We start from the raw sequence: 14916 nt of genomic DNA, 5'->3' as shown, positions 1-14916 counted from the left end.
TCGCAACGCCATGCGTTGCTCCCACGCGCCTCTTGGCGCGTGGACCCGGAGCCTCCCCCCGGACCCCCTCGCTCGGCTCGGGCCGAGCCCGATCCTCGCTCAAGCTAGGCGCCAAAGGCCAAGGCTTGACCGGGGTCTGGCCTCGGCTGATAACGTGAAGCATGAACGCGCCCGTCTCTGATCAGACCATCTACGACATCTCCCACGTCATCCAGTTGTCGGTGGCGCCGGTCTTCCTGCTCACCTCCATCGGCACCATCCTCGGCGTACTTTCCACGCGGTTGGCGCGCATCGTGGATCGCGCCCGCGCCCTGAGCGACCGGCTCGAGATGGCCGGCGAGGCCAAGGCCGCGCTCATCCACGCGGAGATGCACACCCTTTCTCAGCGGCGCCACCTCGTGAACATGGCCATCACGGCCGGGACCATCGCGGCGCTGCTGGTCTGCATCAGCATCGCCACGGTGTTCCTCGGGGCCCTCCTGAAGGCGGGCGTGGCCATGGCCGTAGCCTCGCTGTTCATCCTGGCCATGGCCGCCTTCGTGACGGCCCTCGTGACCTTCCTGCGGGAGATCTTCCTCGCGGTGCGAAGCCTCGACCTCGTCTAGGTTCTGGGCTTTCAGCGAAGCACGGCTTTGCCGGGCTGAGCGTGGAGGTCCGGGGGTATTCGCGCAGCGAAGCGGAGCGAGGAACCCCGGAGATCATTAGAGGCTGCGGAGCCTCGACCCCGTCCAGGTTCTGAGCTTTCAGCGAAGCACGGCTTTGCCGGGCTAAGCGTGGGGGTCCGGGGGTATTCGCGCAGCGAAGCGGAGCGAGGAACCCCCGGAGATCACTAGAGGCTGCGGAGCCTCGACCTCGTCTAGGTTCTGGGCTTTCAGCGAAGCACGGCTTTGCCGGGCTAAGCGTGGGGGTCCGGGGGTATTCGCGCAGCGAAGCGGAGCGAGGAACCCCCGGAGAACATCAGAGACTCTTGATCGCCGCGATCTCCTGGGGGCTCAGGAAGCGCCAGGCGCCGGGCTTCAGCAGGGGATCGGCCAGGGGGCCGAACTGCACGCGGCGCAGCTTGCTGACGGGGTGGCCCACGGCGGCGAACATGCGGCGGATCTGCTGGTTCTTGCCTTCGGTGAGGGTGACCTTCAGCCAGGGATTGTCGCCCTTCTCGGCGACCTCGATGTGGCAGGGCTTCAGGCGGCGCCCGCTGAGGAGGAAGCCCTCCTGGAATTCCTTCAGCAGCTCGGGGCGCGGATTGCGGTGGACCTTCACGAGGTAGACCTTGGGGATCTCGTGCTCGGGCCCCGTCAGCACCTGGGCCAGGGCGCCGTCATTGGTCATGAGCAGCAGCCCCTCGGAGTTGAAATCGAGGCGGCCCACGGGGTAGAGGCGCCCGGGCACGCCCTTCAACAAGGCCATGACGGTCGGGCGGCCCTGGTCATCCTTCACGGTGGTGACGTAGCCCTTGGGCTTGTTCATGAGGATGTAGACCGGATCTTCCTTGTGGATGGGGATGAGGTCGACGGTGATCTCGTCCCGGCGGGGGTTCGCGCAGCTGCCGAGTTCCGTGACCGTGACGCCGTTCACCTGGACGCGGCCGTCGAGGATGATCTGCTCGCAGGCGCGGCGACTGTCGATGCCCGCGGCGGCGAGGATCTTCTGCAGGCGCTCCTGGCCGGGGCCGCCGGGCCGTGGACCGGTCTTGCGGGGGCCTGCCGGGGCAGCGGACCGGGGCTTCGCAGGTGTGCCTGGACGATCACTCGGGCGATCCGCGGGCCGGCGCGCGGGACGGGCCGAAGCGGGATCCATCCGGCGGCGGTCCGGGCGCTCCTCGGGACGGGCGGCCGGGCGGCGCACGGGGCGCTCCTCGGAACGGGTTTCAGGGCGACCCGTGGCAGGGCTCGCAGATCGACGCGCGGGGCGCGCTTCAAACCGTTCCGCGGGACGAGCGGAGGACCGGCCGGGCGTGGCCTTCTTGGTGGTGGACGCAGATCCTGACCCCTTCGGGGTGAATTTCCTCATGGCGGCTCCTTCGGCGTCTCCCGACGCGGATGACCCAGTCTATCAGGCCGCCGAGGTCCGCGTGGCCCGCAGGAAATAGTGGATGCCCGACGCGAGCGCCAGCGCGGCCACCAGCCAGTACATCTGGGGCAGGAGGAACGCCATCCAAGGGCGGTAGCCCAGGGCATTGAAGAGCAGGCCCAGCGAAAGGGCGATGAGCTGCATGGCGGTGCTGAGCTTTCCCAGCAGGCTCGGATGGAACTTGCTGTCGCTGAGCCGGTCGACGGAGGCGAAGGCGTAGAAGGAGATCAGCAGATCCCGCATGATGGCGAGGATGGCCACCCAGACGGGGATCGGCGCCGTCATGCCCTGGGTGCGCCAGGCCATCAGGATGAAGGCCGTGGTCATCAGCATCTTGTCAGCGGCCGGGTCGAGGATGGCGCCGAGGTCCGAACGCTGGTTGAAGGTGCGGGCGATGAGTCCGTCCAGCAAATCCGTGAAGCCGGCGGCGGCAAAGAGGATGCAGGCCTGCCAGTAGTGGCCGTACCAGACCGCAATGGCGAAAAAGGGGATCGCAAGGATCCGCAGCAAGGTCAGCGCATTGGGCAGAGTGATGGGACTGGAGGCATTCATTGCCTTCAGTTTAGACGGAGATCACATCCTCTGACCCGCACCTTGTTCCATGCTGGGTGTGAGATAGACTGGTTCATGGAGTTGAGACTATGACTCAAAATCTTCCGATCCCTTTAAGTCAACTCCAACCCGGGGATCAGGGGGAGGTCATCCAGGTGCAGGCTCAGGGGCAGGTCCGCCAGCGGTTGTTGGAGATGGGCTTCATCCGCGGGGCCCGCCTGAGGGTGGAGAAGCTTGCGCCGCTGGGTGATCCCATGGAACTCGTGATCAAGGGGTACCACCTCTCGCTCCGGCGCGAGGAAAGCTCCTGCATCCTCGTACAGCCGGTGGCCTGATGACTCTGACCATTGCCCTCGCAGGCAACCCCAACTGCGGGAAGACCACGCTGTTCAACGCGCTCACTGGGGCGCGCCACCACGTCGGTAACTGGCCCGGCGTCACGGTGGAACGCCGCAGCGGCACCTTCGAGCATGGCGGCACCACCATGGAGGTGGTCGACCTTCCCGGCACCTACTCGCTCTCCGCCCGCAGCGAAGACGAGAAGGTGGCCGCGTCCTTCCTGGCTTCGCCCGAAGTGGACCTGGTCCTGAACGTGCTCGACGCGTCGAACCTGGAGCGCAACCTCTACCTCAGCACCCAGCTGCTGGAGCTGGGCAAGCCCGTGGCCTTCGTGCTGAACATGGTCGATGACGCAGAGAACCGCGGCGTCCGTATCGACGTGCCCGCCCTGGAGCTGCTGCTGGGCGGCCCGGTGATCCCCACCGTAGGCAACCGGGAGCAGGGCATCACCGAGCTGAAGACGCTGCTGGCCTCCATGGCCCTGGGCGAATCCAACCGCTGCCGCCGCATCACGGTGGACTACGGCCACGATATCGAAGGCGAGCTGGCCAAGCTGCACACGGAGATCTGCCGGGACGAGAAGCTGGAAGCCACCATGCCGCCGCGCTGGCTGGCCCTGCAGCTGCTGGAGAACAATGCCGAGGCCAAGCGTCTAGTGGCCGAAAGCCATGCCAGTGAGGCCATTCGACATCAGCTGTCCAAGAGTTTCGCCTTCCTCGAACCGCATCTCGGCGCCGACGGTGCCACCCTGGTGGCCGAGCGGCGCTACGGATTTGCCCACGGCCTGGTGAAGGAAGTGGCCACGGCGCCCGACGAGAAGACGACGCCCACGGCCAAGCTGGATGCGATCCTCACGCACCGCTGGCTGGGCATCCCCATCTTCGTCGGCATCCTGGCCCTGGTGTACTCGCTCTCCTTCATCCTCGGGAAGATCCCGCAGGATTGGATCGCCGACGGGTTCAAGGCCCTGTCGACCTTCGTGGGATCACGCCTGCCCGCGGGCGAGCTGACCAGCCTGCTGGTGGATGGCGTCATCCCCGGCGTGAGCGCGGTGATCGTCTTCGTGCCCGTGATCATGATCCTCATGGGCTGCATCGCGTTCCTGGAGGACACGGGCTACATGGCCCGGGCGGCCTTCATCATGGACCGCCTCATGCACGTCATGGGCCTGCACGGGAAGAGCTTCATCCCCCTCATCATGGGCAGCGGCTGCAACGTGCCGGCCATCCAGGCGGCGCGCACCATCGAAAGCCCCCAGGACCGCCTCATCACCATGCTGGTGACGCCCCTGGTGAGCTGCTCGGCGCGCCTGCAGGTCTACATCGTCATCGCCGGAACCTTCTTCACACCCTTCAAGGCAGCCCTCGCCATCATCGCCATGCACTTCCTGGGCCTGGGCCTGGCGGTGCTCATGGGCCGGCTCCTGCGCAGCGCTTTGTTCAGCGGGCCCAGCTCGCCCTTCGTGATGGAGCTGCCGCCCTACCGCCTGCCCATGCTGAAGGCCACGCTCATCCACATGTGGGAGAAGGGCTCGATCTTCCTCACCCGCGCGGGCACGACCATCTTCGCGGGCGCGACGCTGGTGTGGTTCCTGTCGCGCTATCCGGGCATCGCCAACCGCCAGTGGACGCTCGAGTACCAGCAGCAGCGTCAGGCCGTGGCCGCGCTGAACCTGCCGGCGGCCGAATCCGAAGATCGCCTCAAGGCCCTCCAGCTCGCCCATGAAAGCCGCATCGTGAACACGAGCCTCGCCGCCAAGCTGGGTCAGAAGGTCGAACCCGTCCTCCGCCCCATCCTGGATCCGGATCACAAGCGCGCCGAGGCCTGGAAGGACGTCATCGCGCTCACGGCGGGCTTCGTTGCCAAGGAGATCGTCGTCTCGACCATGGCCGTCATCCACCAGGCCAGTGAGGAGCCCAAGGAAGGCGAGCGGCTCAGCCCGCTCCAGGTGGCTTTGCGTGACGGATCGGGCCTGACGCCGCTGACGGCCCTGGCCTTCATGGTCTTCACCCTCATCTACACGCCCTGTCTCGGCACCATCGCGATGATCCGCCGCGAGGCCGGCAGCTGGGGCTGGGCGGCTTTCACGGTGGGCTACGGACTGGCGCTCGGCTGGGGGCTGGCCTGGGTGACCGTTGCCGTGGGCCGCGCCTTTGGATTCGCGTGAGGCAGCCATGACTTTCCAGAGCATTCTCGCCGTATCTTCCGCTGGGCTCGCGGCCCTCTACTTCCTGCGGGGGGCCTATCAGGATCTGAGCGCCTCCTCGGGCAGCAGCTGCGGGAAGTGCAGCTCCGGCGGCTGTCCCGCCGCTCGCAAGAGGTAGGCGCGCAAGCGATAATGGATCCGGCCAGGGTCAGGGCCGTCCTCGCGCAGGAGGATCCATGCGGTTCATCTTCGAGCAGATCCGGGTCGGGGGTGATCGCAACTTCGGCTACCTGCTGGGCGACCGCGAGGTGGGCGTGGGCCTGCTGATCGATCCCTCGTTCTCGCCCGAGGCGCTGGTGGAGCGGGCCCGGGTTCAAGGTCTGAAGGTCTCGCACATCCTCAACACCCACGGCCACCCCGACCACACCAACGGCAACGAGGCCGCGAAGGCGCTCACAGGCGCGCGCGTGGCGGGCGGCCCCGGGCATCCCGGGCCGGTGGATCTCACCCTGCACGACGGCGACCGGATTCCCTTCGGCGCCTACGCGCTCCGCGTGTGGCACGTGCCGGGCCACTACCACGATCACCTGGCCTTCCTCGTGGAAGGACAGGACGCGGCCCTCACCGGCGACCTGCTCTTCGTGGGCAAGGTGGGGGGCACGCAAAGCGAGGCGGACGGCCGCACGGAATGGGCCAGCCTCCAGCGGTTGATGAAGGAATGGCCGCCGCACACCACGATCTGGCCGGGCCACGATTACGGCGCCCGGCCCAGTTCCACCGTGGCCTGGGAGAAGCTCACCAACCCCTTCCTGCTGTGTCCGGATGTGGAGGCCTTCCTGAAGGCCAAGCAGGGCTGGGCCGGATTCAAGGTCCAGCACGGGCTTCGCTAGGGGCGGGTCAAGCGCTCGGGCAGCTGGATGAGCCCCCCCAGGTAGGCCTGGGCCTCGTCCGTGTAGCCCGTATCGATGCACCCGGCGGGCGTGAAGGTCATCTCGCCCAGCAGGGCCTGACCGCGGACCGCGTAGAAATCCATTCGGACGTAGGGGAAGGGCCGGGACAGCGCCTCCGCGGCCTCGAGCATCTCCGCATAGCAGTCCGGCGGGCCGCTCCAGCGTTCCGGATGGACGCCGGATCGCGAGATCGCCGCCTGCTTCTGCCAATCCCGGTCGTAGTGGTCATAGGCGGCCCCGTGGCCATCCGCGCCGCGGCCCGTGCAGACCGTCGTGAACTGGAGGTGCCCATGGAAGCAGTGCAGCTTGAAGTCGGCGGGCAGGCTGCCGTTGCCGCCGTCCAGGAAGCGCTCGCAGGTGATGCGCGGCTGGATCTGGGCGTACTGGACCTCCCCATTCACCTTGGCGTAGTCCACCTTCATCCAGGCATCCAGCTGGCGGCGGGTGGCCTCGATATCCAGATCCTTCTTGTCCCGGCAGATGAGGTTGAAGCCGCATCCGTGGGTGCACTTCAGGACGAATTGATCCGGCAGCGCACCGAAGTCGATGTCGGAGCTGCGTTCGTAGACGCCGAGGAGGGGCACGAGCAGGCGCCCATAGCCGAGGCTCTCGACGTAGGGCCTCATCTCGAACTTGTCGGCGCACTGGGTCTTCAGGGGATGGCGCCAGTAGAGCATGAGCCAGAACAGCTTCTCGTCGAAGGTGCGGGGGCGGTCGAGCGCGAGCCAGCCCCCGCCCTCGATCCGGTAGCGGATCTTGGCCAGCAGGACTGGAGAGAGGCGGTAGAGCATGGGATACAGGTAGGGCGGCGGCTCCCACTTGCGGATGTAGGCATGCAGCGAGGCCAGGCCTGTGCCTCGGTACAGGCTCTCCCGAAAGCGGGAGGCCAGGGGTCGGGTCTCCGTCACCAGGCCACCTCGTTCACATCGCTCAGCTTGACGGCGGATTCTTCGATCAGGTGCTCTCCCGAGAACTCGAAGCGACGCAGTTCCAGGTTGGCGGGGAAGAGGGCCAGGGATTCGATGCAGTTCGACCCGCGAAGCACGCCGTGGAACATCTGGAGGAAGACGCCGTGCGAAATGACGAGCACCTTCTGGCCCGGGAAGCGGCGAAAGAGCAGGCGGCGGAACCTGCGGGCCCGCTCCCAGACCTCCTCGAAGGGCTCGCCATGGAGCGGGTTCACCGTGTGCAGGTCACCCCCCACGGAGATCATGAGCACCGGCGGATCGAGGGTCTGGACATCGTCCCAGGTGAGACCTTCCATGATGCCGAAGCAGCGCTCGTTGCAGAGGCGGGTCTGGACGAAGGGCATGCCTTCGGTGAGGAAGCACTGGGCGGTATCGCGGGCCCGGCGCAGGCGCGAAGTGACGATGGCGTCGTAGCGGAGGCCCTTCATCTTCGTGGCGGCCTCTTCGGCCTCGCGCCGACCCTGCTCGGACAGCGGCACATCGATGGATCCGGCGTAGCGCTTCTCCGCGTTGTAGGTCGTCCGGGCGTGACGCAGGGTGCTGATGCTGGTCTTCGTCATCAGGCGCGTCCTTCGCTTTGAGTTGTCAGGCGGACGATCTCGTTGAGCCGGACCACGGAGGAGTAGTCCGTCTCCAGGGGGCCGATCTTGATGTAGGGCACGCCTTCCATGCAGGTCAGGAGCGAGAGGAAGGTCTCTTCGGTGCTGATGGACCGGTGCGACGAGATGATGATCTGTCCGTGGCGGCGGGCCGCATCGATGGCTCGGCGCACGGCGGTGACTGAACCCGCCTGGTTCGGCTTCACGATGGCCCCATGGGTGCAGGCCGCCTGGGCGCCCCGGTCGATTCGTTCGGCATCGGAGGAGTAGAAATTGTCGCCGATGATCCGGCAGGTCGTCTGGGCCGCCGTCAGCGCGCGCCAGGCCGCCTCATCGTTTTCATGGAAGGGATCCTCGAGGTAGACGAGGCCGTAGTCGCGGATGAGGCCCTGCCAGTAGTCGCGGAAGCTGTCGCTCGTATGCGCCGAGCCATCCGTGAGGGCGAGGCGGTAGCGGCCCTCCTTCCACAGGTCGGAGGCCGAGGCGTCGATCATCAGATCGAACTGCTTGGTCAACCCGAGCCCCTCGCGGATCGAAAGCAGGAATTCGATGACGGCGCGGTTGTCGGCGGCGGCGAAGGTGTGCACGCGGTTTCCCGAGATCACCGTGGTGTCCAGGGTGCGCAGCCTTTCCTTGACCACGCGCTGGATCGCCTGGTGGCTGGCGAGGACCGTGGCCAGATCGGAGTCGGTGGCGACGAGCATGAACTCGCTGAAATCGCTGAGGACGGGGTTGGTGTAGGCGTGCCATCCGCCGTTCAGGATGTTGAGGCAGAGCCGGGGCGCCTGGAGCTTCCCGGGCTGCCGTCCGAAGAGATCGAAGGGAGAGCGAGTGGCTTCCGTGGCCTTGAAGAAGGCCAGGGACAGGCTGAAGGCGTTGTTCCTTCCGAAGCGATCGATCCGTCCGGCCAGGTAGGCGTCGAAGGTCTCCTGATCGAAGGGCCTGTGGAAGCATCCGTCCTGATCCATCTGATCGAGGATGATCTGCGGGTTGATGGCGAGGTTCTGATCCTCGTAGATGCTGATGGTTTCACCCTTGGGCGAGGCGCCACGCCCCGTGGAACCGTCCTCGAACTCGATCTGGAACTCCGTGGTGAAGTCCGCATGGGAGTTCAGGATCCTGCGATGGGTGATGGATTGGATGCTGGACATGAAAAGTCCACTCTCGCGTAAGGGTGCGATGGGCGCACGAGATGAATGTGAAAAAGAAGAGCTGACTATGACGTCATTGAAAGGCCCTTGTCCAGGTATTTCTGGTCCTGGTCGGGGCCTAGGTCCTCATGGGCAAGGTGCTTGGCTTCGATGCCGGCGTTGAAGGGCGCAGAGGCAGACTGGATACCCTGGATCCGGATGCCTCCGGAATCCAGGCACCCTCCGGATTGAAGGAGCCATGGCGTGACCCCGTTCAACCAGCCCACCGAAGCGCAGACATCGGCCGTCGACGCCGCCATCACGAGCCGCCGTTCGATCCGGGCCTTCCTCCCGACGCCCGTGCCGCGGGACACGGTGGAGGCCATCCTGCGCGTGGCTTCCAGGGCGCCATCGGGCACGAACACGCAACCCTGGCAGGTCCACGTCCTGACGGGCGCCGCCAAGCAACGGCTCTCGGAGCGCATCGCCGCCATCTACGACGATCCCGCCGAACTGGCCCTGCAGGAGCGCGAGTACGACTACTACCCGAAGGAATGGTTTTCACCCTATGTCGACCGTCGCCGCAAGGTGGGTTGGGATCTCTATGGCCTGCTGGGCATCGCCAAGACGGACAAGGCGGGCATGCACCGTCAGCACGGGCGGAACTACGCCTTCTTCGATGCGCCCGTGGGCCTGATCTTCAGCATCGATCGGGCCCTGCAGCTGGGGAGTTGGCTGGACTACGGCATGTTCCTGCAGAACATCATGATCGCCGCCCGGGCGCGGGGCCTGCACACCTGCCCCCAGGCGGCCTTCACGCAGTTTCACCGCGTCATCGCTGAAGAGCTGAGCTTCAGGCCCGATCAGATGCTCGTGTGCGGCATGGCCCTGGGCTATGCGGATCCCGCGGCCGTGGAAAACAGCCTGGTGACCGAGCGGGCGCCCGTGTCCGAGTTCGCGCGGTTCATCGAAAGGTAACGTTATGGGTTTGTTGCCGGCCTCACCCTCCACCCACCAGGGGGAAGAGGGCGAGGGTGTCTTGTTCCTTCAACCGCTGGTCGAGGGAGGCATGCTGGCCATTCACCATCACGATGCCCACTTCGCCCAACCCGAGGCCCAGCCCGAGAATGATCTGGCGGCAGTCCACACCTGGGGCGAACGGATGGTTGGCTTCCTTGAACCGCCCGTTCCGGAAATGGGCGAAGAGCTTGATGGTGACGTGAATCTGCTCCATGTCAGAAATCCCAGAATGCGTCGATTTCCTCGTTCGTGAAATCCCACACGGCCTGGTGCGGCGCGACCGGATCGGATTTGAAGAATTCAGGCAGGCGGTCGTCGGCAGCGGTCAGTCCCGCGGCCAGGTTGAAGGCCCGCTCGGTTTTCAGGATGGTCTTGCCCAGGTTCACCACGTCATCCCCCGTCAGGCTGGCGCCGAACCGGGCGTTGATCATGTCGATGAGGGCCGGCAGGCACTCGGGGATATCGAGGGCCGGGAAGGCGATGAAAATGCACATGCCCGTGGAATCGATGGCGGCAGTGGCGATCTGCAGGTTTCTTGAGAGTTCGATCTGCCCATCCTTTTTCAACGGATCCACCTGGCCGCCCACGTTGAGGATGTTGGTGGCGATGGTGTAACCCGCCGTGTGATCCGCACCCATGGGGCTGGTGCAATAGGTGATGCCGATGCCCTTCACGGAACGGGGATCGTAGGCCGGGATCGCCTGGTTCTTCACCACGGGGACTCGCGTGACGCCGTAAGTACGCCCCACGGCCCCCGCGCCGGAACCGATCACGCGACCCAGGGCCGTGCCCTTGCCGATCTCGTCGCGCAGGATGCGGACCACCTCCTTCCCGTCACCCCAGGGCAGGAGGCCCGCCTCCATGGCCACACCGAAGGCCACGGCCGTTTCGATGGAATCGATGCCCAGGTCATCCATGACGCTGTCCGCCTGGGCGATGTCGTCCAGTTCCTTGATGAGGCAGTTGGCGCCCAGGCCCCAGATGGTTTCGTACTCGAATCCGGAGGTCAGGTACTGACCGTCCTTGTCGTTGTAGACCTGGGAGCACTGGATGACGCAGCCCGCATGGCAGCCGTGCCTGGGCTTGCCGCCACGCGCCACGATGGTGTCGTGCATCGTTTCGCCGCAGATCTGCTCATGCCCGTCGAACTGGCCATAGGTGAAGTTCCGGGTGGGCAGGCCGCCCGCCTCGTGGAGGATGTTGACGAGCACATTCGTGCCGTAGGTGGGAAGGCCCTGGCCGCTCACGGGATGGTCCATCAGGGCCTTGGTGAAGACGCGGGAGGCCGCCTTGAATTTTTCCGGATCGGCGATCTGGATGCCCGGGGCGCCCTCGTCATCGATGGAGATGAACTTGATCCGCTTGGAGCCCATGACGGCGCCAAGCCCGCCGCGGCCGTGGCTGCGGATCTTGCCAGAGGGATCCTTCACCGAGATGTTCGCGGAGGAGAGCCTCATTTCACCCACCGGGCCGATGACGATCACGCCCGTCTTCTTGCCGAGCAGGGACTGGAGGGCATCGATGACGGCGAAGTTGCCCAGGCCCAGAAGCCCCGTTTCTTCCTGGATCGAGACACCCTCCTTGTTGATCCGGAGGGAGTACCACCCATCGCCTTTGGGCATGCCTTCGATGATCAGGGCATGGATACGGAGGCGCGCGAACATCTGGGCGGCGGTTCCGCCGACGTTGCTCTCCTTGATGCCCCCTGTCAGCGGACTCTTCGCGCCGGCAGAGAGACGCCCCGAGTTGGACGACGCGGTGCCTGAGAGCAGCCCCGGCGCGAAGACCAGCTTGTTGTTGGGTCCGAGGGCGTGGCAGGTGGGCGGGACTTCCTTTGCCACGATCGTGGATGTGAGGGCACGGCCGCCGAGACCGGCCCACTCCGAGGGCACCTCCTCGACCCTGGTGGTCAGGTCGTTCAAATTCACGCGCAGAATCTTGTCCATGGGGGTTCTCCTTGAAGGCCATGAGTTGGTCTCTTGTCATGGCAGGAGCTGTGCCGAGCCCTAAAGCCCTTGGAGTTCATTCTTGATAGATGGGTCTATGAAGATCTGCCCTTCTCTCGAAGCGTAGAAAAAGACGTGAAAGGATTTTCAAATGGTTTCAATGCGTCATTGAAAAAGGTTGTGATTATTTGCGCAAAAGTGTTGCTTATTGATCATTTTTGTTCCGAATTGTATCGATATGGAACAGAGTGGATCGATTCCAGGCATGAGCCTGCCTTCGGAGGGGCTATGGCGCACCAAGCTGGCCGCAGCACGGAAAGCTGGGTGATTTGGGATCGCTTCATCCGTGAGGGGAAGATTGAACCAGGAGCCCTGGGACTCGAGTTGGAAGCGTCCTGGCGCCGCTGCAAGGCCGCGGGTGTGGATCCACTGGCCGGGCGCTCCACGCTGGCGTTGGGGTCGGCTGCGTTCGCCGCGCTGGCAGAGCGAAAGCAGGATCTCATCCGGGTCGCCAAGCCCTTCATGGAGAACCTGTACAGCCTGGTGGCGGGGTCCAGTTTCGTGGTTCTGCTTTTCGATGAGCAAGGGTACCTGCTGGAGGCCGTCGGGGATCAGGACCGGATCCTGGCCTCCCAGGATCTGAACCTGAACAAGGGCGCGCTCTGGGCCGAAGGAGAAGTGGGAACCAATGGAGCTGGTACACCGCTGGTCCTGGGTCGCCCCTTCCAGGTTTCGGGAGCGGAGCACTACTGCCAGAAACACCACCGGTGGACCTGCTCAGGGGCGCCCATCGTGGATCCCAGGGGAAAGACCATTGGCCTGCTGGACATGAGTGGGCCCGTGGATGAGACCCACATCCACACGCTCGGACTCGTGATGGCCGCCGTGGAAGCCATCCAGCACGAGCTGGAGCTGGGGCAGAAGAACCAGGAACTCACACTGCTGAACAACCGGCTTTCCAGCATCCTCCTCACCGTCACGGACGGGGTGCTGGTGTTGGATGTCGACGGTGCGCTCACCCAGATCAATCCTGTGGCCGAACGCCTTCTGGCGATCTCCAGCCCGCAGGCCGCCGGCAAGCGGATGACCGACCTGATTCAGGATCTGGGGCCGATTCGCGAGCTGCTGGAATGGGGCCAGGAATTTCTGGATCGGGAACTGGAGCTGAAATCCGGTCGGGGGGCCATCCAGTGCATCGTCAGCGGCAAGCCCATCCTGGATGAAGGCGGTGTGCTCAAGGGGGCCGTGCTTTTCGTGAATCCCATCAACCGGATCAAACGGCTCATCAACCGCTTCAGCGGAGCCCAGGCCACCTTCCGTTTCGAGGACATCCTCGGTCAGGGCGGGGTGCTGCAGCGGGCCGTCCAGCTGGGTCAGCTGGCCTCGGCCAACGAAAGCAATGTGCTGTTGACCGGGGAGAGCGGAACGGGCAAGGAAATGTTCGCCCACGCCATCCACAACCAATCGGAACGCAGGAAAGGGCCCTTTGTGGCCGTGAACTGCGGGGCCATCCCCAGGGAGCTCATCGCCAGCGAATTGTTCGGCTATCAGGATGGGGCTTTCACTGGGGCCGCCCGAGGGGGACGCCCCGGGAAATTCGAGCTAGCCAGCGGCGGCACGATCTTCCTCGACGAGATCGGGGACATGCCGCTGGAACAGCAGATCGCGCTGCTCAGGGTGCTACAGGACAAGACCATCACGCGCCTCGGCGGGGACCGGTCCTTCCTCGTGGATGTGCGGATCATCTGCGCGACTCACAAGGATCTGCGGGAGGACATCCGGAAAGGGACTTTTCGGCAGGACCTCTTCTACCGGCTCAACGTCTCCATGATCAAGTTGCCGCCCCTGCGGGAGCACCCGGAGGACATTCCTGAGCTCCTGGAAGCATTCGTCCACAAGTTCGCCGCCCGAAGGGGCATCTCTGGCCTGCGCATCGATCCGAGTGTGATCGACATCCTGCAGGGCTATGCCTGGCCGGGCAACATCCGGGAATTCCAGAATGTCGTCGAGCGCATGATTCATTCTGTCCAAGGCACGGCGCTTTCCATGAGCGAGATTCCCGAGGAAATCCTGCATCCTTCGGAATCCCTCTCACCCGCGGCGGTTCCAGGGTTCTCCTGCCCGGTCAGGACTCAGGGACCCGCCAGCCTTCGCGAACAGTTGATGGCGGAGGAGCGGGAAAAGATCCAGACCTGCCTGCGCGCCTCGAAGGGCAACATGACCAGGGCCGCACAGGAATTGGGGATGGCCAGGAACACCCTGTATCGGAAGCTTCAAAAATTGGGCCTCTGAACATGGGCATGCATGGGAAGTGAGCGTAGGTGGAAGGCCCGCTGAAGGGATAAGATCTCGCAAGCCTGAGCAACCTCCTCAAAGGAAGGTCCCATGCCTGATCTCAATGCCTTCATCACGCAACGCATCGATTTCGCGCCGGGCCTGGCGGTGCTGCGGGTGGCCCCCGACGGTTGGGAGCTGCCCGCCTTCAAGCCCGGCCAATTCGCGGTTCTGGGGCTCGCCGCTTCGGCACCTCGCTGCGCGGATTCAGAACCGGAGGATCCGGCACCGGCGCCGGACGCCTTCATCCGGCGGGCCTATTCCATCGCGTCCTCCTCGTTGGAACGGGAGTATCTGGAGTTCTACATCGCCCACGTGAAGAGCGGCTCGCTCACGCCCCGGCTCTTCTCCCTGCAGGTGGGGGACCGCGTCTGGCTGTCACCGAAGGCCTCGGGCCTCTTCACGCTGGAACAGGTGCCCGAGGATCAGAACCTCATCTTCATCAGCACGGGCACGGGACTGGCCCCCTACATGAGCATGATCCACACGCACCTGAATCCGAGCCAGACGCGCCGCATCGCCGTGCTCCAGGGGGCCAGAAACTCCTGGGACCTGGGCTACCGTGCCGAGCTGTTCCACCTCCAGCACCTCGCCTCGAACTTCACCTACATTCCCGTCATCACGCGGCCCGCCGCCGAACTCGTCCCATGGAAGGGCCACACGGGACGCCTCCAGGCCTTCTGGGGCGAGCGCGTGCTGGACGCGGTCTGGGGCTTCGCCCCGTCACCGGCGGATACCCATGTCTTCCTGTGCGGGAATCCCGACATGATCGAGGCCATGAAGCCCCTGCTGGAGGCCGAAGGCTTCAAGCTGCACACCAAGCAGGAGCCCGGGCAGATCCACGTGGAGGAGTACTGGTAGG

The 14916-nt window shown here is 65.0% G+C and carries 15 protein-coding genes; 8 read left to right on the top strand and 7 right to left on the bottom strand.

The features are described 5' to 3' along the window. Positions 1 to 161 precede the first annotated feature (161 nt). On the top strand, positions 162 to 605 hold the full coding sequence (locus tag QSJ34_RS13755) for a DUF2721 domain-containing protein (RefSeq protein ID WP_285576203.1): 444 nt from the start codon (positions 162 to 164) through the stop codon (positions 603 to 605). A gap of 352 nt (positions 606 to 957) precedes the next feature. Here QSJ34_RS13755 and QSJ34_RS13750 read toward each other — a convergent pair whose 3' ends face one another. Both QSJ34_RS13750 and pgsA read right to left on the bottom strand, forming a co-directional pair. Further along, positions 958 to 1845, bottom strand: a complete 888-nt coding sequence (locus QSJ34_RS13750; protein WP_285576201.1) for a pseudouridine synthase — start codon at positions 1843 to 1845, stop codon at positions 958 to 960. 207 nt (positions 1846 to 2052) lie between these two features. Next, positions 2053 to 2622 carry a CDP-diacylglycerol--glycerol-3-phosphate 3-phosphatidyltransferase gene (gene pgsA, locus QSJ34_RS13745; RefSeq protein WP_285576199.1) on the bottom strand — a complete coding sequence of 190 codons (570 nt, stop codon included), beginning with the start codon at positions 2620 to 2622 and terminating at the stop codon, positions 2053 to 2055. 89 nt (positions 2623 to 2711) lie between these two features. Here pgsA and QSJ34_RS13740 point away from each other — a divergent pair, with 89 nt between their 5' ends. The 4 genes from QSJ34_RS13740 to QSJ34_RS13725 are packed head-to-tail and all read left to right on the top strand — an operon-like array spanning position 2712 to position 5997. Then, on the top strand, positions 2712 to 2957 hold the full coding sequence (locus QSJ34_RS13740; protein ID WP_285576197.1) for a FeoA family protein: 246 nt from the start codon (positions 2712 to 2714) through the stop codon (positions 2955 to 2957). After that, positions 2957 to 5128, top strand: a complete 2172-nt coding sequence (gene feoB / locus QSJ34_RS13735; RefSeq protein WP_285576195.1) for a ferrous iron transport protein B — start codon at positions 2957 to 2959, stop codon at positions 5126 to 5128. Before QSJ34_RS13740 ends, feoB begins: the two co-directional genes overlap by 1 nt. Positions 5129 to 5135: 7 nt before the next feature. Further along, on the top strand, positions 5136 to 5285 hold the full coding sequence (locus tag QSJ34_RS13730) for a hypothetical protein (RefSeq protein ID WP_285576192.1): 150 nt from the start codon (positions 5136 to 5138) through the stop codon (positions 5283 to 5285). A gap of 58 nt (positions 5286 to 5343) precedes the next feature. Beyond that, positions 5344 to 5997 (top strand): hydroxyacylglutathione hydrolase family protein, encoded by a 654-nt coding sequence (locus tag QSJ34_RS13725; RefSeq protein WP_285576190.1) that lies wholly within the window; start codon positions 5344 to 5346, stop codon positions 5995 to 5997. Here the strand turns inward: QSJ34_RS13725 and QSJ34_RS13720 are convergent. Genes QSJ34_RS13720 through QSJ34_RS13710 form a run of 3 tightly spaced genes read right to left on the bottom strand, consistent with a single transcriptional unit; the run spans position 5994 to position 8775 of the window. Next, the gene (locus tag QSJ34_RS13720) at positions 5994 to 6965 is read right to left on the bottom strand and encodes an ATP-grasp fold amidoligase family protein (RefSeq protein ID WP_285576188.1); all 972 of its coding nucleotides are present in this window, start codon (positions 6963 to 6965) and stop codon (positions 5994 to 5996) included. The genes QSJ34_RS13725 and QSJ34_RS13720 overlap by 4 nt on opposite strands. Next, positions 6962 to 7585: a histidine phosphatase family protein gene (locus QSJ34_RS13715; protein WP_285576186.1), complete on the bottom strand. Its 624-nt coding sequence runs from the start codon at positions 7583 to 7585 to the stop codon at positions 6962 to 6964. Before QSJ34_RS13715 ends, QSJ34_RS13720 begins: the two co-directional genes overlap by 4 nt. Beyond that, entirely contained in the window at positions 7585 to 8775 is a 1191-nt protein-coding gene (locus tag QSJ34_RS13710; protein WP_285576184.1) for an enolase-like domain-containing protein, read from the bottom strand. The genes QSJ34_RS13715 and QSJ34_RS13710 overlap by 1 nt, the downstream gene beginning before the upstream one ends. Positions 8776 to 9018: 243 nt before the next feature. Between QSJ34_RS13710 and QSJ34_RS13705 the strand changes: the two genes are divergently transcribed. Continuing rightward, on the top strand, positions 9019 to 9732 hold the full coding sequence (locus tag QSJ34_RS13705; protein ID WP_285576182.1) for a nitroreductase: 714 nt from the start codon (positions 9019 to 9021) through the stop codon (positions 9730 to 9732). 22 nt (positions 9733 to 9754) lie between these two features. On the opposite strand, the gene QSJ34_RS13700 is transcribed toward QSJ34_RS13705, so the two are convergent. Then, entirely contained in the window at positions 9755 to 9988 is a 234-nt protein-coding gene (locus QSJ34_RS13700) for a MoaD/ThiS family protein (RefSeq protein WP_285576180.1), read from the bottom strand. 1 nt (position 9989) lies between these two features. After that, complete coding sequence (locus QSJ34_RS13695) at positions 9990 to 11720, bottom strand: aldehyde ferredoxin oxidoreductase family protein (protein ID WP_285576178.1); 1731 nt, start codon at positions 11718 to 11720, stop codon at positions 9990 to 9992. Positions 11721 to 12008: 288 nt separating this feature from the next. Between QSJ34_RS13695 and QSJ34_RS13690 the strand changes: the two genes are divergently transcribed. Together QSJ34_RS13690 and QSJ34_RS13685 are read left to right on the top strand one after the other, a co-directional pair. Beyond that, positions 12009 to 14012: a sigma-54-dependent Fis family transcriptional regulator gene (locus tag QSJ34_RS13690; RefSeq protein ID WP_285576176.1), complete on the top strand. Its 2004-nt coding sequence runs from the start codon at positions 12009 to 12011 to the stop codon at positions 14010 to 14012. A gap of 93 nt (positions 14013 to 14105) precedes the next feature. Further along, the gene (locus tag QSJ34_RS13685; protein WP_285576174.1) at positions 14106 to 14915 is read left to right on the top strand and encodes a ferredoxin--NADP reductase; all 810 of its coding nucleotides are present in this window, start codon (positions 14106 to 14108) and stop codon (positions 14913 to 14915) included. Position 14916: the final 1 nt, after the last annotated feature.

Source organism: Geothrix limicola, from assembly GCF_030268085.1.
Taxonomy (GTDB): domain Bacteria; phylum Acidobacteriota; class Holophagae; order Holophagales; family Holophagaceae; genus Geothrix; species Geothrix limicola.
This window is presented reverse-complemented; position numbering and strand designations above follow the sequence as displayed.